Here is a 26,068-nt window from a genome sequence, read left to right on the forward strand (position 1 = left end):
TCCCAGAAACCCAGTAAAATCAAGGGTTTGCGGCATGTGTCGTCATAGCTCAGCTGGATAGAGCACTCGCCTCCTAAGCGAGGGGTCGGAGGTTCAAATCCTCTTGGCGACGGGCTTCAAAGCGTTCGAAAATGTTAGCTGGATTAGCTGACAACGAACGCTTTTGTTATTTTCAAATCACGTTCGTGACACAAAATTCCATTCAAAATGATCAATTTCTAGCTAACGCAATCCGATTTTTGTTAGCTGACAGCTAATCAAAATTACCGGTTTGCAAACATGGGTTTTAAGAAGTCCAGCTAACATTTGGGTTCCGCTCCGTTGTCACCTCTTATTCGGGGATGTAAATCAGAGAAAAGGCGGGAAAAGAAACAATCTCTCCCAAACTTGCAAACATGAATTAGCTGAAACAGTATTCAATTCTATTAGCTACAGCTAATGGTCAAACAGCAATGTCTGTTTGGAACTTTACTATCTATAAAAGTTCCAGGCAGGCATTTTTTATTTCCTGAATCCTGGAGGAAAGGAGTCAAGATGACTGAGCCAAACAGACAATCAGGAGAAAACGAAGAAAGAATCATAGAAATTGAGATTGAGCGTCTTCGTCCGTTCAAAGAGCACCCGTTTCAGGTAAAAGATGATAAGGAAATGTTTCTTTTGCAGGAAAGCATTGAGAAGTATGGAATTTTAAATCCGCTAATCGTCAGACCAGTACCGGATGGATACTATGAGATCATATCCGGTCACAGAAGAAAACATGCTGCGGAGAAATTGGGATACCGTAAAGTACCGGTAATCATCCGGGTATTAAGTGAAGATGATTCCATCTTGAGCATGGTAGATTCCAATCTTCACAGAGAACGGATCAGCTACAGTGAAAAAGCTTTTGCTTACAAACTGAAGAATGACGTATTGAAAAGAAAAAGTGGTCGAAAAAAGAGCCAAGTTGACCACAAAACACCAAGAAAGCGGGCAATAGAGATCATCAGCGAGGATTGTGGTGATAGTCCAAAACAAGTGCAGCGTTATATCTCACTGACAAAACTGATACCGGAAATGCTGCAGAAACTGGATGATGAGATTATTTCTTTTTGTCCGGCTGTAGAGATAGCAGCATTAAGTGAAAAAGAGCAAAAGGAATTGCTTGTAGCAATGGAGTATGCACAGGCGATCCCATCACTCTCACAGGCCCAGAGGATCCGGCAACTGAGTAAAGAAAAACAGTTGTCACTGGAAAAGATGGAAGAGATCATGTGTGAAGTGAAAAAGGGTGAGATCACAAGAGTGGCATTCACAAACGAGCAGTTGCACAAGTATTTTCCAAATTCTTATACACCGGCAATGATGAAACGGGAAATACTGGCACTGTTGAAATTATGGAAAAAAGAATCATGGGAAAGTTAAAGGAGGAAGAAATCATGTGTAAAGTTATATCCGTAGTAAACCAGAAAGGTGGCGTCGGAAAGACCACCACAACCGTAAATGTAGGCATTGGACTGGCAAGAGAAGGAAAGAAAGTGTTGCTGATCGACGCGGATCCACAGGGAAGTTTAACAGCAAGTCTTGGGTATGAGGAACCGGATGATCTTCGCATCACACTGGCAACGATCATGATGGATGTCATCAACGAAGAAGAAATCTCTTTAGAAGATGGGATCTTACATCACCAGGAAAATGTAGATCTTCTTCCGGCAAATATTGAGCTTTCCGCATTGGAAGTAACGATGGGAAATGTTATGAGCAGAGAAATGATCATGAAGGAATATATCGATGCGATAAGATGCCGATACGATTATATCCTGATCGACTGTATGCCGAGCCTTGGTATGATGACGATCAATGCACTGGTCTCTTCTGATTCTGTTCTGATACCTGTGCAGGCTGCATATCTGCCTGTTAAAGGACTTCAGCAGCTGATCAAGACCATTCTTACAGTAAAGAAAAGACTGAACCGGAAACTGGCGATAGAGGGCATTCTGTTGACTATGGTAGATTTCAGAACCAATTACGCAAGGGACATTGCATCGAGAGTACATACAACATACGGAAGCCAGATAGAAGTATTTGAAAATGTGATTCCGATGTCCGTAAAAGCAGCTGAGACCAGTGCAGAGGGAAAAAGTATCTACATGCACTGTCCGAAAGGAAAAGTTGCTGAGGCATATATGAAATTGACACAGGAGGTTTTGAATAATGAAAAATAGAAGTGGCGAAAAGATTAAACTGGCTAGTATTGATGAATTGCTTGGTGTGGTAAATGAAGAATCTGCAATGGAGATAGAGATCAGTAAGATCCATCCATTTAAAAATCATCCGTTCAAGGTGCTGGATGATGAAAAGATGCAGGACTTGGTAGAAAGCGTAAAGATTAATGGAGTGCTGACTCCGGTACTGCTTCGCATGGATGAAAATGAAGAATATGAAATGGTATCCGGTCACAGAAGAATGCATGCAGCACAGCTTGCAGGACTCACAACTATTCCGGCAATCGTAAGAGAATTATCAGATGATGATGCCATTGTGGCGATGGTGGATGCTAACATTCAGCGAGAGGAACTGTTGCCCAGTGAGAAAGCCTTTGCTTATAAGATGAAACTTGATGCAATGAAAAGACAGGGGAGTCGGACAGATTTAACTTTGTGCCAAAGTGGCACGAAGTCGAGAACAGATCAGTTATTAGGAGAACAGGTTGGAGAAAGTGCACGAAGTGTTCAGCGGTATATCCGACTGACAGAATTAATTCCGGAACTTCTTGATCTGGTAGATAACAAAAAGCTTCAATTCACGGTTGCTGTCGATATCTCCTATATCGATAAGGAAGTACAGGAATGGATCTACGAATATATCCGCGACACCGGATTTATCAAGCCAAAGCAGATTGCAGCACTCAGAAATCAGCTGAATGATGGACCAATCAATCAGATCCAGATGTTATCGATTTTCAATAACTGTGTGATGGCAAAGAAAGTATCCCGGTCTCTTACCTTCTCAGAAAAGAAACTGACAAAGTACTTTCCGGATGATTATACAGCCAAAGATATGGAACAGGTGATTGAATCATTATTAGAAAAATGGATGCAGGAACAGTCCTGTTAAGGATAGAAAAAGCTAAGAAAACAAAGTCAAAGAAGTTTAAAAAGAGGACTTCTTAGCAGAAAATGAAAGGAGGAAATTATGGAGAAAAAAATGACATTTAATTATTTTTACGGTACTGAAGCTGATCAGTTCAGCTTCTACCGCATACCAAAAGCATTATTTACAGACAGTTACTTTAAAGATTTATCAAGCGATGCTAAAATTTTATATGGACTGATGTTGGATCGAATGTCTCTTTCCATCAAGAATCAGTGGTTTGACGACAAAAATAGAGCATATATCTACTTTTCCATCGAAGATATCATGGAATTACTGAACTGTGGCAGAAATAAAGCCATCAAATCCATGAGAGAACTGGATGACGAAACAGGGATTGGCCTGATTGAGAAACGCAGACAGGGATTTGGAAAGGTAAACGTCATCTACGTGAAAACCTTTATGCCTGAGAAAACAGATGAGAAAAAATTTGAAGAGGAATTAAAGAAGTTTAAAAAACAAACTTCTGTGGAAAATGAGGAACCCGCAGAAGTTTACAATTCAAACTTCATGAAGTCCCAAAATCAAACTTCTAGAAGTCCCGAAAACAAACTTCAAGAAGTTTACATTTCAAACCCTAATAATACTAATCTTAGTGATACTGAAATGAATGATAATAAATCTAATCATATCATATCTGTGGATGAGAAAAGATTTGATAGCGATAATCGCTCTGAGGATTATCAGGCTTATGAAAACCTTGTCAAAGAGACCATTGATTATGAATCACTGGAAGTAACCCATCGTGACGATATGCGGCAGGTAGATGAAATCGTGAACCTGATTGTAGAGACTGTGATGTGTAAAAATGACAAGATCTTGATTGCCAGCAACTGGTATCCGGCATCACTGGTGAAGAAAAAATTTCTGATGCTGACCTATTCACATATCGAGTATGTCTTACACTGTATGAGTGGTAACACCACAAAGGTGAAGAACATCAAGAAATATTTATTAGCAGCTTTGTTTAATGCACCGTCAACGATGAACGGGTATTATCAGGCAGAGGTGAACCATGATATGCCAGGACTGGTAAGATAGGAGGTGCACATGTTTATTTTAAAACTTGTTGGGAAGATATTATTACTGCCGGTATGGCTGATCCTTTTTGTGATCGGCCTGGCAGTAAAAATGACAGTACAGACTTATGCGGTTGTCAGAGGGATCCTTGGATTTATATTCACTTTATTGATTATAGCGACTGCATACTGTTATCATGACTGGGTACAGGTTGCATTTCTATTTTCGCTGAGTGTAATTCTGTATCTGATCCTGTTTGCAGGAGTGTTTGTAGATACTGTACTGGACATGACAAGAGAACGTATTATTGATTTTATTATATCGTGAGGAGAACATGAAAATGAGCGAAAACAATGATTATATTCAGTTACCACCACTAAAAAAAGACACACCGTCCGATGTGGTAGCATTTATCTGGGAGTACATGAAAGTACCGGAGAACTCAAGAGAAAAAGTTAAGAATCTGCTTAAAGATGCAAATGAAAATGGAGTAAAATTAAGTCATCAGGCACCAACCCTGTATGATGTTGTCCCAAAAATGGAAATAAAATGAAGGAGAAAAGGCGGCAGTTTAGAAAGGCTGTTGCCTTTTAGGAATTGTTGTTTATTTGTTGTTTTTTATAAGCTATACTATAAGGAAAAGATAACATTAGAGCCAGAGGTGAAATTTATGAACTATAAAATTTTAATGGTTGATGATGATAGAGAATTGCTAAAAATGCTGAATCAATACTTTACATTGAAGAATTATACGGTAATGATTGCAGAAAATGGCATAGAAGCAATGGAAAAGATAAGTGCAAATCCCGATATTATTTTATTGGACGTAAATATGCCGGGAATGGACGGAATTGAAGTGTGCAGAAGAATCAGAGATATGGTTTCCTGTCCGATTATTTTTTTGACTGCAAAAGTAGAAGAACAGGATCGAGTAATGGGATTGTTGTCTGGTGGTGATGATTATGTTTTAAAACCATTCAGTTTGAAAGAATTAGATGCTAGAATTATTGCCCATTTGAAACGTGAAGAACGTTTACATAGGAAAAAAGAACAAAGGTTTTATGGAGAATTAGTGATTGACTATGCCAGTAAATGTGTACATATTAAAGGGAATGCTTTAGAGCTTACGAAATTAGAGTATGAGATCATAGAATTTTTGTCTATGAACCCTGAAATGGTATTTGATAAAGAACGAATCTATGAGAAGATTGGCGGATATGATGCAGAAGGGGACAGCCGGGTGGTTACGGAGTTGATTCGCAGAATCCGCAAGAAAATGAAAATGTATTCGGAACACGAATATATTGCAACGGTATGGGGGAGGGGATATAAATGGGCAAAATAAAAAATCTTTCGTTAAGGAAAACCATTGTTTTGTATATGATAATTAGTTTAATAATTAGTTTTTATCTTTCAGCACTAATTATGCGAATAGCAAGCACAGTACAAAACAACATTTGGTGGAATTATGTAGACCAAGAAGAATATTTTGAAATGGCTGAAGGGGATGGTAGAAGGTATTTGCCAGATGTTCCGAGACCACATTCTTATGAAATGAAAGAATTTGATTATCATGTATCGGAAATATGTGATTTTCTTCAGACATTTACAGTGCTTATCGTATCTGTTGCAGGGAGTATTATAGCGGTATTTCTTTTTTATAAGCATAAACTGAAATGCCCTATCGAAGAATTAGAACTGGCTTCCCGACAAGTTGGTCGAAATAATTTAGATTTCCATATCACTTATGAAAATGAAGATGAGATGGGCGGATTGTGCAAAGAGTTTGAACGAATGAGAGGACAGCTGGCAGAGAATAATCAACAGTTATGGAAAATGCTTGAGGAAGAAAAGGCTTTGCGGGCTGCCATTGCACATGATATACGTTCTCCGCTCTCTGTGCTGGAGGGGTATCAGGAAATGCTTTCAGAATATCTTCCGAAGAAAGAGATAAATATGGAGCAAGCCTTAGAAATGGTAAATGAAAGCAAAAAACAGATTGAACGTATGGATATCTTTGTGGAAACTATGCGAAAGATGAGCAGTTTAGATACAAGGGAGTTAGTAGCAGAAGAAATTACCAGTAAACAGGTAGAAATAGACGTACGGGCAGAGATGAACGTGTTTAGGAAAAAATTTGGAAAGCTATATGAATTAGAATGTTCGGAAACAGAAGAAAAATTTTCAGGAGATAAGGAAGTGATTTTAGAGGTTATAGAAAACCTTTTGTCAAATGCCTTTCGTTACGCCAAGACAAAAGTGGAAATGGAAGTGTTTCTTACCTGTTCTGAATTACAGATCAGAATAAAGGATGATGGAGTGGGATTTACAATAGATAAGCAAAAGGCAACAGAGCTTTTTTATCAGCAAAATGTGAAAGACAGTTTGAAACATTCAGGAATGGGCATGTATATCAGCAGATTGTATTGTGAAAAGCATGGTGGTCAGTTACTGATAGAAAATGAAAAACAGAGTGGAGCTGTAATAACAGCAGTATTTCATCGGATTGCATGAGCGGTCCGATTTTTTTATGCTGTTGTCTTTTTGTTGTGATTTATATTTTATGATGTCTATAACGAAGGAAAGGAGGAATACGTATGATTGCTATTTTTAAAAGAGAGATTAGGAATTATCTAAAGCGACCGTTATTTTGGGTAGGTGTTCTGCTTGTGATTTATGGTGTGTTTAATGCGACAAGTCCATATTTAACCACACATTATCTTACAACGGGGGAGGAAATCATCAATGATCAGTCCAACACTTCGGTTGAAGGAGAAGTGTATGAGGGCTATATTCCAGCCACGCCTGAAAAGCACAGAGAGGTATGGCATGAAAAGGTAAAAATAAAATTAACGGATGTGTTTGGATTGACGGATTCAGAAGCACAGAATGTCATTGAAAAGCTGGAAAGCATGAATTTAAAAGAGGCCTATGCGTATTTGGAGCAGGAATATGACTGGTACGGGGCAAGGTATTTATACGAGGACAGTACGTATTATAAGGGAACGGCAGAAGAAATCAACGCATATCTAGATAAAAAATTGGAAGATAAGACATTTTCTTTTTATTACGCAAGAAAATTTGCTGATTTTGCGGGTCTGTATATGGTGTTTTTTGCAATTATTATGTTGGCGGTTTTATTTTTACAAGATACAAAAAAGCATACTTATGAATTGTTGCATACAAAGCCTGTGACTGCCGGGAAGTATGTAATGGGAAAAGTGAGTGCAGGATTTACAATTTGTTTGCTTGTGCTAACTATTTTGAATATACTGTTTTGGGTATTGTGCCGCATCTATACAAAGGATAGTGGATTTGAAGTGCGACTATGGGATTTTGTGGCTTCTACGGTACTTTATATATTGCCTAATATGCTGATGATTGTGAGTATATATACATTGATTTCACTCATATTTAAAAATCCACTTCCGGGTGTACCACTTTTGATTCTTTATATGGTGTATTCCAATTTGGGCGGAACTAATGCAGAGGGAGTTTACGGATATTGGGGCAAACCTTTGGCAATCATGGTACGATTTCCGGGGCAGCTTTTTGATACGACACCGCCCCCGATGGCGCTCTTAAATCAAAGTTTTCTTATTATTGTATCGGTAGTAATTATACTGATTTCGATACAGATTTGGAAGCGGAGGCGAATATAAATGAAGAAGGAAATGAAGATTGTTCTGCCATTTTATAAAATTGCTTATGCAGTATCCTTTGTTGTAATTTTAAGTGTGATTCGTGCAGTTGTTTTCACGTATGAAATAGGACTATCCATAGAGCCGCCTTTTGCGATATTGACTGCTGTTTTTTGTGCAGATACTTATGTGCAGGAAATTACAAGCAACCGTTCCGAAGTTCAGAGACTGTATCAGATAAAAAAGAGAATCTATTCTATTATACAGAGACTGATGATACAGGGAACTTTTTTGCTGCTGCTCGCTGTTCTTGGATATGGATTGTTTTTTGCGTTTCAGAAACCAATTACACATCCAGTAACAGAAAGTGAAATACTTCAGTTTATTACCTGTTTTGGGGCGATTGTAGTAACTATTTTCTTTTGGGGAATATTGGCTAATACATTGTCTATGCTTTTTCGCAATATGTGGATGGGAATTGGAAGCAGTCTTTTGATATGGGTAGCAACAAATTCCACAGGTGGAGATAAACTTTTTGGAGCATGGAATCTGTTTTCTTATTCTTTTAGAGATATAGAAAATACTGCCGATATTACATGGCTGTATGGGAAAGGCTTGTGTATTTGTATCGGACTGATTTTGTTACTGGCATTGCCGAAGATCGTAAGAAAGAGAGGGTAAATTTATGAGTATTCATATTGAGGATTTAACGGTAAGATTTAAGAATAGTGTCACAGCAATCGACCATGCAGATTTAGATATACCAAATGGGATATTTGGACTATTGGGAGAAAATGGAGCGGGAAAGACAACTTTGATGAGAGTTTTGACCACTGTGCTTAAACCTACAAACGGAATGGTTACATTAGACGGAATTTTGTATAGCGAAGGAAACTATGAAAAAATCCAAAGAAAGATAGGGTATTTACCACAGGAAATTGAACTGTATCCTAATTTGACGGTTCAGGAGTGTTTGGAGTATATGGGAGATCTGGCAGGTGTTCCGAAAGCAGAATGTAGAAAGCGGATAGATTATTATTTGAAAAAGACCAGTCTTATAGAACATCGTAAGAAGAAAATGAAGCAGTTATCAGGCGGTATGAAGCGACGGGTAGGATTGGTGCAGGCGCTTTTAAATGAACCGGAATTTTTAATTGTGGATGAGCCAACTACCGGTTTAGATCCGGAGGAACGTATTCGCATCCGCAATTTGTTAGTAGATTTTTCTGAAAACAGAACGGTTTTGTTTTCAACTCATGTGGTAGAAGACTTAGCTGCCACCTGCAATCAGCTTGCAATTATGCATAAAGGTCGATTTCTGTATGCGGGTTCTATGAAGAATTTGACAGAAGAAGCACAGGGGAAAATCTGGATTTGCAAAGTACCTGATGAGAGAAAAGCAAGAGAAGTGGAACAGAAGTATCGTATTACATCTAAACAGTATGTTGAGGGGGGATTGCAGTTAAGAGTGATTTCTGAAATACAGCCAGAATTGGAGTGTATGTCAATTCCTGCAACGTTGGAAGATGCTTATATTTATGTGACGAATCAATACGAGTAGATAAAGCACCATCTGATGCTTTACTACCAGTTGCACGTTGTTTGCTTTGAATATTTGTGGAGAAAAAGTATGTATTATTTTGGCTTTCTATAAAACCTATAAACCAGCCATTTATATCCTGCCCGTTCACTCGTCCGGTTCCGGTTTTTCCATAAATTCTCCATTTTCAGAGGCGGTAAGATGGATGGAATTTTTGACGGCATGAATATTAGCAGGAGTAAAGTTGAAGTTGTTTCGATATAAATTTTTCAAAAGTTCAACTTGTTCTACTGGTGAAATCTTTAAGGATGACTGCATCCAGTAGGAAGAGAAATCTCCGGATATATTTTTATTGCCATATCCTATTTGCTGAAGGTATGAATTTATAGTGGAAGATCCGAGCTGCTTGTCGATTGATTCAAAATACCAGTTTGTATATATCTTTTAAAAGGTATATGATTAAGAAAAACGGCAGGAGGTATCTGAATGAAATCACATAAATATTGGTCTATCGGTGCACTGATTACAATGCTTGGAACTTTTTATACAGGTTATAAGGGATCAAAAGAAGGCCATAAGTACTTTGCAGCAAGTTCTTTGCTTTGCATGATTATGGCTATTTATACAGGACACAAGATGATTTCTGGTAAAAGTAGGAAGAAAAAAGAAGTTTCAGTAGAGAGTGTTGAAGATTAAAAAACAAAATATTTTAATAAATAACGCCGGTGCGGGATTTTTGATATCCAGTACTGGCGTTATTTATTCTACAGGGGCTTGGGGGTGTAGCCACCAAATATACTATTCGTTTTCTGCTTCGGCAAGTTTGTTAAGGATCCACTCCCTATTGATAACTATTTCATCATCATCGCGGAGATCCTTGAAATCATTGCAGTGTGAAGAAGCAAATTCATACATATTGTCAATGTCAACTGCACCAGTAATCTCACCCTTATTAATGATTACAAGAATATTTGTTCCGTCGTCGTCGACAGCAAAGCGCAGTTCATCAAATTCTATATCGGGATCATTTTTGAGAATAGAATCTGTCGCAAGTAATTTAACAAGTTCCATTACCCTGTCATCTTTATCTGCATCAAAGATCTGGATCTTTTCAACGAGCTGATTTGCTGATGTCACAATCCGGTATAAGTACTTTTCGGTACGATAATCAGCCAAAGCATTTTTTTCATAAAATATTTCATATGTCTTCTTTACTTCTGATTCAGGAACCAGATAAATCATGACAAGATCTTCCATCTGGTGATAGAGTGTGGAGTAGTTTAAACGAAAGGTCTCTCCACAGCTCGGGCAGGTATAAAGGAAAATAGATTGATTAAGTACCTTCTCTTTCATTTCAGGATCCAGTGCAGTATTAATACTGTCCCAGAGCTCAAAATCTCCCTCATGATGGCAGGAAGGACAAGTTACCTTTTCTATATGATGTCTTGACATAAATGATCCTCCTTTCAGTGAGATAAATCTATAGTTTTTCTATTGTAGAATAATCTTATCCGCTATTATTTCGCCAGAAAATTACTCTGTATCTCCATCGGCATATGATAAGCCTGGCCTCGTTTTGTCAGGCTGTATAGTTTAAAGCTCATGAGTTCCGGAGTCGCATTCAAAGAGCTGCAGAGTCCGAAATAATCCAGGTCTTCGTTCTGAACCATATCTTCAATCTCCTCATCATCAATCAGAAGATCGGCAGCAAACAGATTGGCCTGGTATTCTGTATTATCCGTCATATTGTAGAGGGTATCATCTTGCATTGGAGCCATTTTCAGCTGGGAACGATGCAGGATGATATGCCCTAATTCATGGGCGGCAACGATCATCTTTTCTTCTTCTGAAAGGAAACTGCTGATCATGACATAGATTGTCTTACAGCTCATAAAACAGTATCCTTTCAGTGTCTTATATCTGGAAGTTTCACCGACCACAATGTTCATCTGATCCATGATCTCAAATGGATCTCGGGTTCCATATTTCTTGATTAATTTCTTTGTTTCTGTATATATGTAAGTGTTTCTCAAATAAATCACCTCAAAAGTAAAAAATAAAAAGGGCAGAAATATCCTTGTAACTATAAGGTAACAGATTAGGTGTATAATAATCCCGCCTTCTATTATTTTTCCTCTTGGTTTTTCAGATATTTTTTCGGTGTAAATTTCTTTGCACGTCTTTTGGAATCCAGATAAAGGCTCTGGATCTCATCCATAAAAGCTATTTTATCTTCGTCTGTCAGTGATCCACCGGCAAACATAGCTGCAGCCTGTTCCAGAATCTGCTGAGCCTGTCTGGCACCACGGTTACCAAACTGTTCGGATGCTTCTGTGATAAAAGCTTCATTCTCACTCATGAGATAAGAAACGTCACACTGTAATGCATCTGCCAGTTTCTGATACAGAACATTTTGTTTTGGAAAACGTCCTTCTACTTCCCAGGATCGAATGGTCCTATATGAAACACCAACCATACTGGCCAGTTCCTGCTGACTCATCTTTTTTTCTTTTCTTAATGATCTTACTTTTTCACCGAATGTCATAAACATACCTCTTTCTAAGCCTTGTCTTATAAGTTTCATTAGCCGCCTCAAGGCAAAACGGGAAATGTGTCTCCTAAAAATTAAAAATTAATCTTGACAAAGGGAAATATCTCTCCTATAATGTGAATCACAGATAAGGGAAACATCTTTCCTATAAGATACACAATATTTCCTCTTTTGTCAATGGATATGTGAAATGAATTTCCTGTAATTCAATGAAAACAGGAAGGATAGACAATCATTGATAGTCAAAATGGGATACATGTTACAAAAAGAGGAAAGACGTATGGGAGGTGGCAATGTGAGTCAGGATCAGACTTCTATTATCTGTATTGATCTGAAGTCCTTTTATGCTTCTGTAGAATGCGTAGAACGTGGGCTGAATCCATTTAAAACAAACCTGGTGGTTGCAGATCCTACCAGATCAAAGTCAACAATCTGCCTGGCAATCACTCCGGCCATGAAGGCGCTTGGCATCAAGAACCGGTGCCGGATCCATGAGATACCGGATTGTGTGAAGTACATTACAGCCATGCCGAGGATGCAGCTGTACATGGATTATTCCGCAAAAATCTATGGAATCTATCTGCGGTATGTCTCAAAAGAAGATATCCATGTGTACAGTGTCGATGAATGTTTTATTGATGTGACAAACTATCTGCAGCTTTATCATCTCACTGCAAAAGAAATGGCGGTAAAGCTTATGCAGGCAGTCATGGAGGAAACTGGTATCACTGCAACCGCAGGAGTGGGAACCAATCTGTACCTTGCTAAGATTGCAATGGATATCGTAGCAAAGCATGTGGATGACCATATCGGAATTCTGAATGAATTTTCTTACAGAGAGCAGCTATGGGATCATAAACCATTAAGTGATTTCTGGAGGATTGGGTCTCGGACTGAAAAAAAACTGGCCGGTTACGGGATCCATACGATGGGCGATATTGCAATGGCTTCTTTAAGATCCGAGGATTGGCTGTATAAGATGTTTGGGATTGATGCAGAGCTGTTGATCGATCATGCATGGGGCTATGAAACATGCCGGATGAGTGACATCAAGAACTATCATTCGGAGGAACACAGCCTTTCAAATGGCCAGGTGCTGATGCGAAATTACTCATTTGAAGAGGCCCTTGTGATTGTAAGGGAAATGACAGACAACCTGATTCTGGATCTGTTTGAAAAAGGATTGGTAACAAGCTCCCTCACCTTATGGATCGCATATGACCACAGGTATGAGCATGAGGCATCCAAAGGAACTGTAAAACTCGAAAGAGAAAGTAACAGTTCAAAAAAAATCATGGATGCAGTGGAAGATTTATATCTCAGGATTGCAGACAGATATATCGGAATTCGAAGAATCGAGGTGTGTGCGAACAGGGTTGCTCCTGAAAGTTATGTGCAGTACAGCCTGTTTGATGATCCAAAACAGACCGATAAGGAACGACATTTGCAGGAAGCAGTATTGAATGTAAAGCAGCGTTATGGAAAGAATGCAATCATGCGTGGATCTAACCTGCTAGAGTGTTCTACGTATCGAGAACGCAATGAACAAATAGGTGGTCACCGTGCTTAGAGGAGGTGCAAAAAGTGCTGGCAAGTGCATATCAACCGTATTTATATTTACCAAGACCGGTTTCCAGGAGACATCCCATGGATGTAGGACGCAGGGCAAAACAGTTTGCTCCATTTGCGGCACTTCGTGGACTGGATGAAACAATCCGGCAACAGGAAATCATTTATGAACCAAAAAGAGATTTATCTGAGGAAAAGAAAAATGAGTTGGATATGAAATTAAGGATCCTGGCATATGGGATGAAGATACAGGCAACTTATTTTCAAAAATCCTGGAAGGATCCGTCAGTTGGACAGTACCATACATTATCCGGAACCGTAGAATTTTTTGATCCATCAGTCCACTTACGGATTGATGATACCGAGATTCAGATCCAGGACATCTGTGATCTAACTGGTGATGTATTTGAAACTATTGAAATATCATGTTAATTAATCACAGCGGAATTTTTTATACCGGAAAGAGTGAGTGGTAGCTGGTGAAAGGATAAAAAAGGATGCACAGATCGACAAAGCAGATCTGATCAGAATAGAAATCGTGCTGTTCGTGTAGCTTTGGCACTTACGGAATGGATGGCATGATGCTCATAAGGCGGATTTGATTTCCCTTTGGTCCGTTGAGTAATAAATGGAGAAATATCTTATTGCTTAAAGGAGGAAGCCTATATGGGATCAGGTGCTATTAAATGGCATGTACACTGCTCTGTATGTGGAGCATTTATTGAAAAGAGCGCACAAAGCGATTCAGAAGTGGAGTGCAAAAAATGTCGCAGTACATTGGAGATATTTGTAAAGGATGATATGGTGTCGGTTCGTCCGATCCACATCCGAGATGAACAATTAAAGTCCAGGATGCGGACGTATTCCCGAAAGATGATGAATCAGGGATCATAACAGAATAGAATGAGCTGTCTGTAGTAAGCGTTGGATTTGGCAGGAACCATCAAGAACGCACCAGGCAGTAAGAGTTTGTCAAGGAGCTGAACCTGACTGGAATCACTAAGAGCCCGGCAAAACATTTACGGATACACTGCAAGATCAGAAGTATTTTCTGGTTTTGGAGATTGTTGAAGTATTTGTTTTGTCGGGCTTTTTTGACGTATTTCGAAAAATTTTTAAATTTTTTGTCGTACCCCACTGTAAAACAGGCTCTCAGCGTTTCGTTATATAGAGGTTGAATTCTTTTTTGCAAAAATAATTGTAAATAGAGATTTTGATAATATGACACAAAGGAGGAAACAAAGATGACTGAAATCGAATACCAGGAATTTGTAAGGCATTGTCCTTACGATGCTATGGGCGATTATTCCATGTTTCGCAAAGAGCAAACAGAGAATAAATCAGAAGATGCACATAGCAACTGAATAAGCCAGGCAATCTGGCAAACTTAATCTAAACGCAGATACATGCGTTACAAAGGAGTCACGGACTCCCGTTCAAAAAAAACGGGTGAGTTCGTGATCTCTTGTGCTGCAGTTCTTTATGTCTGTGCAGGAATTTTATAAAAGATGGAATGGACCACCCGGAGCCGAAAGGCAGAAAGGTGGTCATTATGTTGACATTAAAAGAACTGAAGAAAATCGTGAAAGTTGCTGATGTGGAGAAGAGAATCCCAAGCGTGAAATCCTTGAAGGAACACAAAGTTGTAGTAAAGGAAATGATCAATGCAGATACAACAATCTCTGTTTATGATCACGGATATGTACTTTATACAGCAGGAAATCAATCAACCGTATTTCCACTTCATAGTTGTGATGACTATGAATATGTGAGTGTAACTGGTGATAACAAGGAATTCAATAAAGAGTTCTTTGATAATGAAAACTGGTATATCCGTCTGCTGATGGAGGCTGAAGACCGTATGGCATACAGCCAGAGCAAAATCAGCACCAATCATGGTGTATTTTCTAACAGCGATGTTACAGATGATGCGGAGATTATGAGAGGATCTTCAAAAGATTTTGTTGACGATGTTATCGACAGAGAAATTCTGAACGCTTTGATCAAAGAGTTAACAGAGAGACAAAAGACGGTACTCAATCTGGTTTATTTCGAGGAAATGCGTCAGCAGGATGTTGCAGATTACCTGGGAATCAAACAGCAGAGTGTAAATGACCTCCTGAACAGGGCATTAAAAACGATGAAAAAAAAGGCGGAAAACGAAGAATTTTAAAAAAATTTCAAAAAAATTGAATCAGACCACTGTAAAACAGGCTCTCAGCGTTTCGTTATATGAAGGGTTTGCATAGAACACCTTCATGTACCTTGAAAAATGAATAGCCTGCCCGGAGTGATATTCGGTTTGAACATGCATAGAGCGAAAAGCTGCGTGTCTGCCAGAAGAAAACGTATCAGAGATGGAAACTGATATAGGAACGGATTCGGGAAAGAAAACAGGAAAACGCTTAAATCTTAAATCAAAATAAAATGTCTGAATCTGAAAAGAGGATGACAATAGAAATCATGTGGCGGTATTTGTGATAAACAGGTACCGCCATATATTTGTGCTGTTATCTCAGCTTGTGCTGACTGTCCCAAATAGCGCAAATTTCAGGAAAGGAGGCGATCATCTTCGTATAAAAGATAATACGCAGACACGAACAGATAACCATACACAAAAAATCAGAAAGGAAGGATTTAAGAGAATGAACGTGAAAAAGAAAGCACGCAGGGTGATGTCCGGTTTATTGACTGCAGTAACGGTTCTATCGACGGTACTCTCTCCCGCAGTTGCCTATGCTTCTGATGATGCCGGATCTGTAAAAAAGATTCCGTATTATGAGGAGATCAAGGATCAGCTGGATGAAGATGAAGTGGTAACTGCAAAGGATTATGAGATCAAGGTTGGAGACAATTTCGATGTAAAGAGTGATTATACCGGTCTTACGATCCAGGATGACAGCAAAGTAAAAGTTACATTTCAGGAAGCAAAAGATACGGACGGGAATGACTTTTCTACCGATTATGCCAATTCCTATAAGGCAGTCTATTATGTAGAACCACAGACAACGGATCACCCAACCTACCAGATCAATCGAAAGATCGTGGTAAAAGAAGCGGATCAGCAGAAAGATTCGCAGTCAGAAAGTTCTTCTGATCAGGATGCTGGTTCTTCCGATGAGACAGAAACAGAGGATTCTGAGGCTGGCTCGTCTACAGAGGAAACTGGTGATGCTAAAACGGAGAGCAAAACAGAACTGACAGAAAAAGAATTTGATGCAGAGATCGAAGCAACGGAGAATCAGGAGACCGTTGATCCGGAAACAGGGATCACACTCTCAGAGGTTATGCAGGAAGCTGTTGACCAGGAAGTTGCTCTTGCAGATCTTGAAGCAGGCGAAAGTATTACTTTTGATATGCCAATGATGCTTGCTTCCGGTGAAACAGGAACAAAATCAGTCACAGTCACAGCCGGTTCCTGGTACTATTACGCAGATTATGGATTAGGTTCTTATCTGACTTGTCCATATTATGTGAAATGGGGAAGCATCAATGCGACAGCATACTGTGTTGAACCATCGAAAAAAGGACCGGGAAATGGAACTTATACAATCCAGAAACTTGCCGATGGAAAGACACTTGCAAAGGTCTGCTATTACGGAACAAAAGCAAGTGATGAGAATGGTTTCTTCGATGAGAAACATCCGGATTTTCCGGCAGGAAAGAGATTCATCATTACCCATCTTGCAGCAGCTTATGCAAATGGATCCAGTGACTGGGCATCCGGAACCAATGCAACAGGAAAGAACCTGGCAATGGAGCTTTACAATTATTGTGTAAATATGCCGGACATTCCGTCTGTAGATATGAGCTTTTCCGAATCTAATGTAAAGGCTTATGTGGAAGGAAACAGCCAGCGAACAAGCGTGATCACATTCAAAGCAGATAAACTGCAGACAATCACATTTAAGTTGCCAAGCGGTGTAAAGCTTGTAAATGTGACAACCGGTAAAACCAGTGCTGCAGGAGCAAGTGTAGAAATCAGTGGAGGTACACAGTTTTATCTGACAGCACCACTTGATCAGGCAGAGAGCGTCAGTGCTACATTTTCTTCTCGGATGAAGGGAAGCATTGATAAAGAATACTCTGCTTACAAGATTGTAACAGGATCTGGAACACAGGACCTGGCTCTTGTTTTCGGTGAAGGTGTCGGAAATGAGAAATATGTGGATTTTAAAGTAACCTGGACAAAAGAATGCAAGGTATCCATTGTAAAGAAAGACCAGGATACAGGCAACGCACTGGCTGGTGCAGTGTACGGGATTTATTCCGATGCTGCATGTACAAAGCTGATTGCAGAGATGCCTGCAACTGATCAGAATGGTGCTTCACAGCTCACAATGGAAAAGACACAGGAAGTTGTTTATCTGAAAGAAATCTCTGTTCCAACAGGGTATCAGATCGATACAAAGTCTTATAATGTGACTCTTGCTATCGGAAAGACAACGACTAAAAATGTAACGGACAAACGAGTAAATGCAAAGCTCAACATTGCAAAACAGGATGCTGAGACAGGCAATGAAGCCCAGGGTGATGCAACACTGGAAGGTGCGGTATATGGTCTTTATGCAAGGGAAGACATTGTTCATCCGGATGGAAGAACCGGAACAATCCATAAGAAAGACACCCTGATCACATCCCTGACAACGGATAAGAATGGCGAAGCTTCTGTATCGGATCTCTATCTTGGAAAGTATTATCTGAAAGAGCTTAGTGCTCCGGTGGGATACGTACTGGATCCGACAGAACATGATGTGGACTGTACTTACGAAGGTGCTACTGTTCCGACAGTAGAAAGAACTTCTGTATGTAAAGAAACTGTCGTCAAACAGCCATTCCAGATCATTAAGGCAGCAAACAACGGAAAGACCGATGCAGATCTTCTTAAGGGAGTTGGTTTTTCAGCATGGCTTGTCAGTGATCTGAAAGTAAAGGCAGATGGAAGTTATGATTTTGATTCAGCCAGACCGGTTGTACTGACTGCAGATGGACAGACAGAAATGTTTACCGATGAAAAAGGATATGCAAGATCGATTCCGCTTCCATATGGAACTTATGTGGTAAGAGAAACCACAAGCAAACACAACTATGCACCGGTTGATGATTTTGTAGTGAAGATCACAGAGAATTATCCGGATACACCGCAGACATGGCGAGTGCTTCTGGATAAAGAATTCAAAGCAAAATTAAAGATTATCAAAAAGGATGCAGAAACACAGAAATCTGTACTCCTGGCAAATACTGAGTTCAAGGTATACGACCTGGATAACCAGAAATATGTGGAACAGACAACATCCTATCCGAAGCCAACAGTACACAAATCTTATTTCACAAACGAGGAAGGATACCTGGTACTGCCAAAGAATCTGAAACCTGGTAACTACCGGATTGAGGAAGTGACGGCACCCGATGGGTACACAATATCCAAAAACTATGTGACAGTTGCAGTTGATACAGATACTGCTTATCTGACCGATCCTGTCACAGGAGATGCAGTCATTGATGTGGAATATACCAATGCCCCGGTCAAAGGTCAGTTAAAGATCTATAAACAGGGTGAAGTGTTAAAGGGATTTGATAAGGACTTCCAGTATGAAATGGCTGGACTTGCAGGTGCTGAATTTGAAGTCTATGCGGCAGAGGATATTTATACTGCCGATCATCAGGTAGATGCAGATGGACAGAGAACTCTGTATTTTGCAAAGGATGCACTGGTAGCAACCGTCACAACGGATGCAGATGGTTATGCAACCGTAAAGAATCTTCCACTTGGCAGGTACTATGTTAAAGAGAAGAATGCACCGGACACTTATGTGTTAAATACCGTGCTGGAAAATGTCGAATTTGCTTATGCGGATCAGGATACTGCAGTGATCGAGAAAGAAATCTCTGTCACAGATGAACGACAGAAAGTGTCGATTACTGTCGAAAAACAGGATGCTGAGACAGGCAATACAGTAGCCGGAGCAGTGTTCGGTATTTACAATGCAAAAGACATTCAGACGAAAGATGGAAAAGTAATCGTCAAAGCAGATACTCTTTTACAGGAAATGACTTCTGATGAAAAAGGTCAGGCAGCATGTACACTGGATCTTCCACTTGGAAGCTATTATGTAAAAGAACTGAAAGCACCAGATGGATTCGTATCTTCGGATGAAGTACTGAGATTTGATGCTTCTTATCAGGGGCAGGATGTACAGACAGTAACATTAAAATCCGTAAAGAAGAACCAGCCGACAACTGTTGAGATCACAAAATCAGATGCAACAACCGGTGTAGAACTGGATGGAGCTTATCTGAAAGTAACGGATAAAGATGGAAATGTAGTAGATAGCTGGACATCTTCCAAAGATGCACCGCATGTGATCAAATATCTGAAAGTGGGTGAGACTTATACCCTACATGAAGAGTTTGCACCGCATGGTTATCTGGTAGCCAATGATGTGACATTCACAGTCAAAGATACCGGAGAGGTTCAGAAAATGGAAATGAAGGACGAGGTACCGGTTGGTGAACTCATCATCAACAAAAAGGGAGAATTTCTGGATTCTGTTACGCTGGCCGATAAGGTCAAAGGTGTGGTGGAACACATTTTCAACTATGTAACCGGAAAACTGACAGATGTTACGTTTGAAGTCTATGCTGAGGAAGACATTAAGGCTGCCGATGGCGTCAGTGACGATTACTATAAAAAGGATGAACTGATCGCAACGATCAAGACAGATGAAACCGGTATTGCAAAACTGGAAAATCTTCCACTTGGTAAATACTATGTGAAAGAAACAGGAACTGCTTACGGTCATGTACTGGATGGTGAGATCCGTCATGTAGATCTGACTTACGTGGATCAGAATACACCAGTTGTAGTCTATGACAAAGACTGGCAGAACAACCGCCAGAGAGTAGAAGTCAATGTACTTAAGAAAGAAAAAGATTCTGACCGTACATTGGAAGGCGCTATCTTTGGATTATTTGCCAAAGAAGACATTAAGTCTGAGACAACAGGTAAAGTCCTGATCGAAGCCGATGAGATCATTGAGCTGAAATCTACGGATGAAGAAGGAAAGATCACATTTGTTGCAGATCTTCCAATAGGAGCAACTTACTATGTAAAAGAGCTCTATGCACCGGACGGATTCGTAACCAACGATGAAGTAAAGGAATTTACCTTTGAGTATGCAGGTGAAGATCAGCCGACAGTCACTTATGATTTTACCTTTGATAATCAGCCAACCGTCGTTGAATTTACCAAATCCAGTCTGACAACCGGAAAAGAACTTCCAGGATGTAAGCTGAAAGTGGTAGATGCTGATGGAAATATCGTGGATGAATGGACTTCCGGTAAAGAAGCACATGTGATCCGTGAGCTGACTGTCGGAAAAGAATACACACTGGTTGAAACAAAACCTGCCGATGGTTATGTGACAGCTGAAAGCGTGAAATTCACGATCAAAGATACTGGCGATGTGCAGAAAGTTGAGATGAAGGATGATGTGACGAAGGTGAAAATCTCCAAACAGGATATCGCCGGAAAAGAACTTCCGGGAGCGAAACTCACAATCCTTGATCAGGATGGAAAAGTTGTCGAAAGCTGGACCAGTACAGAGAAAGCACATTACATCGAAATGCTTCCAATCGGAAAATACACTCTCCGTGAAGAAACAGCACCGGATGGCTATCTGGTTGCAAAAGATGTGGAATTCGAAGTAAAGGATACTAGTGAAGTACAGCATGTAACCATGGTAGATGAGGAAAAACCGGCAGAAAAGACACCGGAAGGTGGAAAACCTGTCAGTGATTCACCAAAGACTGGGGATAACACCAATCTGTGGCTGTGGTTTATGCTTCTCGGCATTGGTGCGACTGGTACAGGAGCCGTTGCATTTATGAGAAAAAAGAAACACTAATCAAATAAGAATGAGCGTTCATGGAAACCGAAAGGAATCTGTGGACGCTTTTTTAGATGGGAGAAACCATGAGAAATATCATTATTTTTGTTGCTCTTCTGGGAGCAGCGGCAATATTTACAGTTTTGTATTGTCTCATTGTTGCCGGAAGTCAGGCAGAGAAAAAACTGACAGAAATCATGAGAAAAGAGGAAGAACAGAATGAAGACTAATAAAGATCTGATTATAGAACCAAATGCAGCTATTGAGGGAAGAAAGTACAGCGAAGAAAAGCCATGGTCCTGCAAGTACTGTTACTGGTGGGGAGGCAAAAAGAAAGGCTGTAGCTTGAAACAGTGCCACTATCTGCTTCCGGAAAAGAAAAAAGCAGTAAAAACAACACCATGTGGTGGCTGTCCGTATGGAAAACATGTTCCATGTATCGGATATTGTATTGCCCGTCTTCATTCTGAAATGAAAGGAAAGAAAGGACGTGGGTAATTGCAGGAAGAAGTAAATCAGAAAGTGATCAGCCTGAGCATCCAGGGAGTCAAGATCACTGCCAGTGTGCTAAAAGCAGCCCTTCGGAAGTTCCTGGAAATGGACAACCGGAGGAAACAGAAAGCAACGCAGGTGAAAATGGCTGAAAAGACCGGACGGGCCCAGGAGAAAGGAAGGGAAAAAGCCCGAAAAAAGATTGAAAAGAAAAAGCCACATGGAAAGCAGACCATCAAGCAGCTGAATGCACAGGGAGTACAGCTTTCCAACATAAAGATCACAGATGAAAATATCAAATCCTTTGACCGTGTGGCAAGAAAATACGGGATTGATTACAGCCTGAAAAAAGAAGTCGGTGCGGATCCACCGAAATATCTGGTCTTCTTTAAGGCTAAAGATGTGGATGTGATGACAGCGGCTTTCCGGGAATATGCCGGAGTAGAACTGAAAAAGAAACAGGTGAAGAAACCATCGGTCAGAAAGAAACTGCAGAAATCTGTAGAAAGAAAAGCAAAGCACCGCCAGCGTGTGAAGCAGAGACAAAAATCCAGAGGTCAGGAACGATGATGCGGGAGAAATTACAGAAGATCCAGGTCAAACGGCTGGTGATCTTAAATCTCCCATATTTCTTTATCTTCTATGTAGCAGATAAAGGATCCTGGCTGTACCGGCATTGCCTGGGAGAAAGCATGGTCCAGAGACTTGGCGTGATGTTAGTCAATTTTCGACTGGCATTTTTAAGCTGGCTGCCAAGTATCGCTTTGCAGGACCTTACAGTAGGTGTTCTGGTTGCAAGTGCATTAAAACTGGTTGTCTACTATCGTTCTAAAAACGCAAAGAAGTTCCGGCAGGGTGTGGAGTATGGATCTGCAAGATGGGGAAACAGAAAAGATATCGAACCCTTCATGGATCCGGTCTTTGAGAACAATGTCATCCTCACAGAAACAGAACGTCTGACCATGAACAGCCGACCAAAAGCACCAAAGTATGCCAGAAATAAGAATGTGATTGTCATCGGTGGTTCCGGATCCGGTAAGACAAGATTCTATGTGAAGCCGAACCTTATGCAGATGACAGATCACGTATCCTATGTGGTCACTGATCCGAAGGGAACGATCATTGTTGAATGCGGGAAGATGCTGGTAAATGGAGGCTACCGGATCAAGGTGCTAAATACAATCAACTTTAAAAAGTCCATGCATTACAATCCGTTCCATTATATCCGGAGCGAGAAAGATATCTTGAAACTGGTCAATACCATTATTGCAAATACCAAAGGTGAAGGTGAAAAATCAACCGAAGATTTCTGGGTGAAGGCCGAACGTCTGTTGTATTCTGCACTGATCGGATACATCTGGTATGAAGCACCAGAGGAAGAACAGAACTTTTCTACTTTGTTGGAATTTATCAATGCTAGTGAGACCAGGGAGGATGATGAAGAATTTAAAAATGCGGTGGATGAATTGTTTGAAGAACTGGAAGCAGAAAATCCGGAACACTTTGCAGTAAGGCAATATCGCAAGTACAAGCTTGCTGCCGGCAAAACTGCAAAATCGATTTTGATTTCCTGTGGTGCCAGACTTGCACCATTTGATATTCAGGAACTAAGAGAAATCATGTCCTATGACGAAATGGAACTGGATATGATCGGCGATCAGAGAACAGCCATGTTTGTCATCATCAGTGATACCGATGACACATTCAACTTTGTGGTAGCGATTATGTACACCCAGCTCTTTAACCTGCTTTGTGATAAAGCGGATGATGAGCATGGAGGCAGGCTCCCTTATCATGTACGGCTGCTTCTTGATGAGTTCAGTAATATCGGACAGATTCCAAAATTCGACAAATTGATTGCTACGATCCGAAGCAGGGAAATCTCAGCTTCTATCATCTTGCAGTCACAATCTCAGCTGAAAACCATCTATAAGGATGCTGCTGAGACGATTACAGGCAACTGTGACACTGTTCTTTTCCTGGGTGGAAAGGAAAGTTCCACACTGAAAGAAATATCAGAAACTCTGGGAAAGGAAACCATTGATCTTTACAACACATCAGACACCAGAGGCAGCAACCGCTCCTATGGGCTGAATTATCAAAAGACTGGAAAAGAACTGATGAGTAGAGATGAGCTGGCGGTCATGGACGGAGAAAAATGTATCTTACAGCTTCGAGGAGTCCGGCCGTTTTTAAGCAACAAATATGACATCACAAAGCATAAACGGTACAAGGAGCTTGCCGATTTCAATAAGAATAATGCGTTTGATGTAGAAAAATATCTGGCACACCGACTGGTGATGTCGGAAGATACAGAATTTGAAATGTATGAAGTAACTGTAACACAAGAAGACATATCAGCGATTGAAGCTGAGGAAGGAGAAAATGATGAGACTTAATACAAACACAGCAAAAAGTAGATTAAATGAAAAACACTATCAGAAGGAATTATTCAAATACAAATTAAAACACTGGTTTGAATCCATGAATACATTGAGATTAGCTAACTATATAGATGTTGGTCTTACAGAGGTGAAAGAGGATGGAGTCATTGAATGTGCAATGGATCGGTATGCGGACAGTTTATTTGAATATTTGGAAAAAAATAAGACTATGCCGCTTATAGTCTGTGGAAAAAATAGTGACGAAAAGGATTTATTTGACTTAGAAATTGGTATTTTCGATTATGCAGGAGTCTGTCTGGATATGGAAACGCAGGAAACTTTTCAGGGGGGAATCATAATCGCAGCTACCAAAGAATTCTGGCTTTTAGAAAATGGAGACTTTGTCATAATCCAGTGCATTAGATATGAAGGCAGTGATGGATTTGTGGAATATCGAAATCTGGATCATAACCTTGATGATTTTTATGATACAGGAATTGATGTTGAAGAGTTCTTATTTTACTTAGAATCCATCGAATAAACATGAAGGGAGGCTATATGAAAGAAAAAATTCGAGCACCCTGTTACTTAGCAGGTGTAAAAAAGGTCTGAATAAAAGGGAAAGGAGTAGAGCCAAACGCTTACAGACCATAAGAAAAAGCGTTTGTTCATACATTTGATTATGGCTTTTTTTAGCAGTGCAATCAATATCCTTCAGACACTGGTCGTTGCAATCGGTGCCGGTCTTGGTGTCTGGGGCGTAATCAACCTGATGGAAGGTTATGGAAACGACAACCCGGGTGCAAAATCCCAGGGAATTAAACAGCTGATGAGCGGTGGTGGTGTTATCCTGATCGGAACACAGCTGATCCCGCTTCTGAGTGGATTATTTGGTTAAAAGAAAGGAGTAGAGATCCATGTTCAGTCAGATTTTTGATGCGATTGAGGAATGGATGAGGGAACTCTTAACCGAGATGATCACTTCCAACCTGGACACGATGTTTACTGATGTCAATCAAAAGACCGGTGAGATCGCTACCCAGGTTGGACAGACCCCGCAAGGGTGGAACGGCAGCATATTCAGTATGATCCGGAACTTATCAGATTCCGTAATCATGCCGATCGCAGGTATTATTATCACACTCGTACTCTGCTACGAATTGATTTCTATGCTGACCGAGCGCAACAACATGCATGATATTGATACCTGGATGTTTTTCAAGTACTTCGTAAAAATGTGGATCGCTGTATATCTGGTGAGTAACACATTTACGATCACAATGGCGGTATTCGATGTGGGCCAGCACGTAGTTAATTCTGCGGCCGGTGTTATCACAGGAAGTACCGCCATTGATATTTCTTCGGCATTGACGGATCTTTCCGCAACACTGGAAAGTATGGAAATCGGAGAACTTGTTGTATTGGCGCTGGAAACCCTTATCGCCGGCTTCTGTATGAGAATCCTGTCTGTACTGATCACAGTGATCATGTATGGACGTATGATAGAGATTTACCTATATACCTCAGTTGCGCCGATTCCATTCGCAACTATGAGTAACAGAGAATGGGGACAGATCGGCACGAATTATTTCAGAGGACTCTTTGCCCTGGCTTTTCAGGCATTTCTGATGATGGTATGCGTTGCAATCTATGCAGTGCTTGTTGCAGGTATCCAGTATTCAGATAATCTGAGTTCTTCATTATTTGGCGTTATGGCTTACACAGTGATCTTATGTTACAGCCTCTTTAAGACGGCATCCTTAAGTAAGTCGATATTTAATGCCTCGTAAAAAATAAGACCGATAAATTCTGCTGAAGCCGGTTTTTACACCATGTTTAGCAAGAAAGTA

Annotated in this window: 28 protein-coding genes, 1 tRNA gene and 1 pseudogene; 25 read left to right on the forward strand and 5 right to left on the reverse strand. The window is 40.2% G+C overall.

What is annotated here, in order from left to right; translation table 11 throughout:
* The first annotated feature begins 38 nt into the window (after nt 1-38).
* From FGQ85_RS10065 to FGQ85_RS10125, 12 genes are all read left to right on the forward strand, one after another.
* Nucleotides 39-112 (forward strand) — tRNA-Arg (locus FGQ85_RS10065).
* A gap of 422 nt (nt 113-534) precedes the next feature.
* Nucleotides 535-1,404, forward strand: coding sequence for a ParB/RepB/Spo0J family partition protein (locus tag FGQ85_RS10075; RefSeq protein ID WP_055225867.1), 870 nt, complete (start codon nt 535-537; stop codon nt 1,402-1,404).
* A 14-nt stretch (nt 1,405-1,418) separates the two neighbouring features.
* Nucleotides 1,419-2,204: an AAA family ATPase gene (locus FGQ85_RS10080; protein WP_055163322.1), complete on the forward strand. Its 786-nt coding sequence runs from the start codon at nt 1,419-1,421 to the stop codon at nt 2,202-2,204.
* Nucleotides 2,194-3,096, forward strand: coding sequence for a ParB/RepB/Spo0J family partition protein (locus FGQ85_RS10085; RefSeq protein WP_138373376.1), 903 nt, complete (start codon nt 2,194-2,196; stop codon nt 3,094-3,096). Before FGQ85_RS10080 ends, FGQ85_RS10085 begins: the two co-directional genes overlap by 11 nt.
* 78 nt (nt 3,097-3,174) lie before the next feature.
* Nucleotides 3,175-4,173 carry a DUF6017 domain-containing protein gene (locus tag FGQ85_RS10090; protein ID WP_101872286.1) on the forward strand — a complete coding sequence of 333 codons (999 nt, stop codon included), beginning with the start codon at nt 3,175-3,177 and terminating at the stop codon, nt 4,171-4,173.
* A gap of 9 nt (nt 4,174-4,182) precedes the next feature.
* Nucleotides 4,183-4,479, forward strand: coding sequence for a hypothetical protein (locus tag FGQ85_RS10095; protein ID WP_005349852.1), 297 nt, complete (start codon nt 4,183-4,185; stop codon nt 4,477-4,479).
* A gap of 13 nt (nt 4,480-4,492) precedes the next feature.
* The gene (locus FGQ85_RS10100; protein ID WP_330489969.1) at nt 4,493-4,705 is read left to right on the forward strand and encodes a hypothetical protein; all 213 of its coding nucleotides are present in this window, start codon (nt 4,493-4,495) and stop codon (nt 4,703-4,705) included.
* Between the two features lie 117 nt (nt 4,706-4,822).
* Entirely contained in the window at nt 4,823-5,497 is a 675-nt protein-coding gene (locus tag FGQ85_RS10105; protein WP_025580965.1) for a response regulator transcription factor, read from the forward strand.
* Nucleotides 5,485-6,666, forward strand: coding sequence for a HAMP domain-containing sensor histidine kinase (locus FGQ85_RS10110; protein WP_025580964.1), 1,182 nt, complete (start codon nt 5,485-5,487; stop codon nt 6,664-6,666). Before FGQ85_RS10105 ends, FGQ85_RS10110 begins: the two co-directional genes overlap by 13 nt.
* An 83-nt stretch (nt 6,667-6,749) precedes the next feature.
* Complete coding sequence (locus tag FGQ85_RS10115; protein WP_022037030.1) at nt 6,750-7,814, forward strand: ABC transporter permease subunit; 1,065 nt, start codon at nt 6,750-6,752, stop codon at nt 7,812-7,814.
* On the forward strand, nt 7,815-8,474 hold the full coding sequence (locus FGQ85_RS10120) for a hypothetical protein (RefSeq protein ID WP_015521696.1): 660 nt from the start codon (nt 7,815-7,817) through the stop codon (nt 8,472-8,474). It abuts the gene before it with no gap.
* A 4-nt stretch (nt 8,475-8,478) separates the two neighbouring features.
* Nucleotides 8,479-9,354 (forward strand): ABC transporter ATP-binding protein, encoded by an 876-nt coding sequence (locus tag FGQ85_RS10125; RefSeq protein WP_015521697.1) that lies wholly within the window; start codon nt 8,479-8,481, stop codon nt 9,352-9,354.
* A gap of 73 nt (nt 9,355-9,427) precedes the next feature.
* Here the strand turns inward: FGQ85_RS10125 and FGQ85_RS19180 are convergent.
* A pseudogene (locus FGQ85_RS19180) lies at nt 9,428-9,484 on the reverse strand (hypothetical protein); the annotation flags it as partial.
* Nucleotides 9,481-9,774: a penicillin-binding transpeptidase domain-containing protein gene (locus FGQ85_RS10130; RefSeq protein WP_081016920.1), complete on the reverse strand. Its 294-nt coding sequence runs from the start codon at nt 9,772-9,774 to the stop codon at nt 9,481-9,483. The pseudogene FGQ85_RS19180 and the gene FGQ85_RS10130, both read right to left, overlap by 4 nt.
* Nucleotides 9,775-9,819: 45 nt before the next feature.
* Between FGQ85_RS10130 and FGQ85_RS10135 the strand changes: the two genes are divergently transcribed.
* A complete protein-coding gene (locus FGQ85_RS10135; RefSeq protein WP_008392833.1) occupies nt 9,820-10,029 on the forward strand; it encodes a DUF6219 family protein in 210 nt (69 codons plus the stop codon).
* 102 nt (nt 10,030-10,131) lie between these two features.
* Here FGQ85_RS10135 and FGQ85_RS10140 read toward each other — a convergent pair whose 3' ends face one another.
* The 3 genes from FGQ85_RS10140 to FGQ85_RS10150 form a co-directional block, all read right to left on the reverse strand.
* Nucleotides 10,132-10,785: a CpXC domain-containing protein gene (locus FGQ85_RS10140; RefSeq protein ID WP_055148845.1), complete on the reverse strand. Its 654-nt coding sequence runs from the start codon at nt 10,783-10,785 to the stop codon at nt 10,132-10,134.
* Nucleotides 10,786-10,850: 65 nt separating this feature from the next.
* Nucleotides 10,851-11,366 carry an ImmA/IrrE family metallo-endopeptidase gene (locus FGQ85_RS10145; protein WP_225876977.1) on the reverse strand — a complete coding sequence of 172 codons (516 nt, stop codon included), beginning with the start codon at nt 11,364-11,366 and terminating at the stop codon, nt 10,851-10,853.
* Nucleotides 11,367-11,458: 92 nt separating this feature from the next.
* The gene (locus FGQ85_RS10150; RefSeq protein WP_033126080.1) at nt 11,459-11,878 is read right to left on the reverse strand and encodes a helix-turn-helix transcriptional regulator; all 420 of its coding nucleotides are present in this window, start codon (nt 11,876-11,878) and stop codon (nt 11,459-11,461) included.
* 253 nt (nt 11,879-12,131) lie between these two features.
* Here FGQ85_RS10150 and FGQ85_RS10155 point away from each other — a divergent pair, with 253 nt between their 5' ends.
* The 12 genes from FGQ85_RS10155 (at nt 12,132) to FGQ85_RS10205 (ending at nt 26,008) form a co-directional block, all read left to right on the forward strand.
* Nucleotides 12,132-13,454, forward strand: a complete 1,323-nt coding sequence (locus tag FGQ85_RS10155) for a DNA repair protein (protein WP_138373383.1) — start codon at nt 12,132-12,134, stop codon at nt 13,452-13,454.
* Nucleotides 13,455-13,468: 14 nt separating this feature from the next.
* Nucleotides 13,469-13,885, forward strand: a complete 417-nt coding sequence (locus FGQ85_RS10160; protein ID WP_226969580.1) for a hypothetical protein — start codon at nt 13,469-13,471, stop codon at nt 13,883-13,885.
* A gap of 234 nt (nt 13,886-14,119) precedes the next feature.
* A complete protein-coding gene (locus FGQ85_RS10165; RefSeq protein ID WP_005334838.1) occupies nt 14,120-14,347 on the forward strand; it encodes a hypothetical protein in 228 nt (75 codons plus the stop codon).
* Nucleotides 14,348-15,005: 658 nt separating this feature from the next.
* Nucleotides 15,006-15,626: a sigma-70 family RNA polymerase sigma factor gene (locus FGQ85_RS10170; protein ID WP_226820970.1), complete on the forward strand. Its 621-nt coding sequence runs from the start codon at nt 15,006-15,008 to the stop codon at nt 15,624-15,626.
* 478 nt (nt 15,627-16,104) lie between these two features.
* Nucleotides 16,105-21,360 carry a SpaA isopeptide-forming pilin-related protein gene (locus FGQ85_RS10175; RefSeq protein ID WP_347563086.1) on the forward strand — a complete coding sequence of 1,752 codons (5,256 nt, stop codon included), beginning with the start codon at nt 16,105-16,107 and terminating at the stop codon, nt 21,358-21,360.
* Nucleotides 21,361-21,428: 68 nt separating this feature from the next.
* Nucleotides 21,429-21,572 (forward strand): hypothetical protein, encoded by a 144-nt coding sequence (locus FGQ85_RS18380; RefSeq protein ID WP_171027933.1) that lies wholly within the window; start codon nt 21,429-21,431, stop codon nt 21,570-21,572.
* Nucleotides 21,562-21,840 (forward strand): hypothetical protein, encoded by a 279-nt coding sequence (locus FGQ85_RS10180; RefSeq protein ID WP_055183036.1) that lies wholly within the window; start codon nt 21,562-21,564, stop codon nt 21,838-21,840. The genes FGQ85_RS18380 and FGQ85_RS10180 overlap by 11 nt, the downstream gene beginning before the upstream one ends.
* Nucleotides 21,841-22,404: a PcfB family protein gene (locus FGQ85_RS10185; RefSeq protein ID WP_055163285.1), complete on the forward strand. Its 564-nt coding sequence runs from the start codon at nt 21,841-21,843 to the stop codon at nt 22,402-22,404.
* The gene (locus FGQ85_RS10190) at nt 22,401-24,233 is read left to right on the forward strand and encodes a VirD4-like conjugal transfer protein, CD1115 family (protein WP_138373378.1); all 1,833 of its coding nucleotides are present in this window, start codon (nt 22,401-22,403) and stop codon (nt 24,231-24,233) included. The genes FGQ85_RS10185 and FGQ85_RS10190 overlap by 4 nt, the downstream gene beginning before the upstream one ends.
* Nucleotides 24,220-24,759: a hypothetical protein gene (locus FGQ85_RS10195; RefSeq protein WP_171027935.1), complete on the forward strand. Its 540-nt coding sequence runs from the start codon at nt 24,220-24,222 to the stop codon at nt 24,757-24,759. The genes FGQ85_RS10190 and FGQ85_RS10195 overlap by 14 nt, the downstream gene beginning before the upstream one ends.
* A gap of 141 nt (nt 24,760-24,900) precedes the next feature.
* Nucleotides 24,901-25,116 (forward strand): Maff2 family mobile element protein, encoded by a 216-nt coding sequence (locus FGQ85_RS10200; protein ID WP_005334815.1) that lies wholly within the window; start codon nt 24,901-24,903, stop codon nt 25,114-25,116.
* Nucleotides 25,117-25,135: 19 nt separating this feature from the next.
* Nucleotides 25,136-26,008 (forward strand): VirB6/TrbL-like conjugal transfer protein, CD1112 family, encoded by an 873-nt coding sequence (locus FGQ85_RS10205; RefSeq protein ID WP_138373380.1) that lies wholly within the window; start codon nt 25,136-25,138, stop codon nt 26,006-26,008.
* Nucleotides 26,009-26,068 lie beyond the last annotated feature (60 nt).

It is taken from the genome of Pseudoflavonifractor sp. BSD2780061688st1 E11 (assembly GCF_005844125.1).
GTDB lineage: Bacteria > Bacillota > Clostridia > Lachnospirales > Lachnospiraceae > Sellimonas > Sellimonas catena.

Bases quoted from the DNA above. Each gene is read 5' to 3' on its own strand.
- FGQ85_RS10090 (WP_101872286.1), top strand. From the start codon at position 3,175: ATGGAGAAAAAAATGACATTTAATTATTTTTACGGTACTGAAGCTGAT.
- FGQ85_RS10075 (WP_055225867.1), top strand. From the start codon at position 535: ATGACTGAGCCAAACAGACAATCAGGAGAAAACGAAGAAAGAATCATA.
- FGQ85_RS10105 (WP_025580965.1), top strand. From the start codon at position 4,823: ATGAACTATAAAATTTTAATGGTTGATGATGATAGAGAATTGCTAAAA.
- FGQ85_RS10165 (WP_005334838.1), top strand. From the start codon at position 14,120: ATGGGATCAGGTGCTATTAAATGGCATGTACACTGCTCTGTATGTGGA.
- FGQ85_RS10125 (WP_015521697.1), top strand. From the start codon at position 8,479: ATGAGTATTCATATTGAGGATTTAACGGTAAGATTTAAGAATAGTGTC.
- FGQ85_RS10180 (WP_055183036.1), top strand. From the start codon at position 21,562: ATGAAGACTAATAAAGATCTGATTATAGAACCAAATGCAGCTATTGAG.
- FGQ85_RS10195 (WP_171027935.1), top strand. From the start codon at position 24,220: ATGATGAGACTTAATACAAACACAGCAAAAAGTAGATTAAATGAAAAA.
- FGQ85_RS10170 (WP_226820970.1), top strand. From the start codon at position 15,006: ATGTTGACATTAAAAGAACTGAAGAAAATCGTGAAAGTTGCTGATGTG.
- FGQ85_RS10150 (WP_033126080.1), bottom strand. From the start codon at position 11,878: ATGACATTCGGTGAAAAAGTAAGATCATTAAGAAAAGAAAAAAAGATG.
- FGQ85_RS10205 (WP_138373380.1), top strand. From the start codon at position 25,136: ATGTTCAGTCAGATTTTTGATGCGATTGAGGAATGGATGAGGGAACTC.
- FGQ85_RS10085 (WP_138373376.1), top strand. From the start codon at position 2,194: ATGAAAAATAGAAGTGGCGAAAAGATTAAACTGGCTAGTATTGATGAA.
- FGQ85_RS10110 (WP_025580964.1), top strand. From the start codon at position 5,485: ATGGGCAAAATAAAAAATCTTTCGTTAAGGAAAACCATTGTTTTGTAT.
- FGQ85_RS10100 (WP_330489969.1), top strand. From the start codon at position 4,493: ATGAGCGAAAACAATGATTATATTCAGTTACCACCACTAAAAAAAGAC.
- FGQ85_RS10080 (WP_055163322.1), top strand. From the start codon at position 1,419: ATGTGTAAAGTTATATCCGTAGTAAACCAGAAAGGTGGCGTCGGAAAG.
- FGQ85_RS10140 (WP_055148845.1), bottom strand. From the start codon at position 10,785: ATGTCAAGACATCATATAGAAAAGGTAACTTGTCCTTCCTGCCATCAT.
- FGQ85_RS10120 (WP_015521696.1), top strand. From the start codon at position 7,815: ATGAAGAAGGAAATGAAGATTGTTCTGCCATTTTATAAAATTGCTTAT.
- FGQ85_RS10155 (WP_138373383.1), top strand. From the start codon at position 12,132: ATGGGATACATGTTACAAAAAGAGGAAAGACGTATGGGAGGTGGCAAT.
- FGQ85_RS10190 (WP_138373378.1), top strand. From the start codon at position 22,401: ATGATGCGGGAGAAATTACAGAAGATCCAGGTCAAACGGCTGGTGATC.
- FGQ85_RS10115 (WP_022037030.1), top strand. From the start codon at position 6,750: ATGATTGCTATTTTTAAAAGAGAGATTAGGAATTATCTAAAGCGACCG.
- FGQ85_RS18380 (WP_171027933.1), top strand. From the start codon at position 21,429: ATGAGAAATATCATTATTTTTGTTGCTCTTCTGGGAGCAGCGGCAATA.
- FGQ85_RS10095 (WP_005349852.1), top strand. From the start codon at position 4,183: ATGTTTATTTTAAAACTTGTTGGGAAGATATTATTACTGCCGGTATGG.
- FGQ85_RS10135 (WP_008392833.1), top strand. From the start codon at position 9,820: ATGAAATCACATAAATATTGGTCTATCGGTGCACTGATTACAATGCTT.
- FGQ85_RS10200 (WP_005334815.1), top strand. From the start codon at position 24,901: ATGGCTTTTTTTAGCAGTGCAATCAATATCCTTCAGACACTGGTCGTT.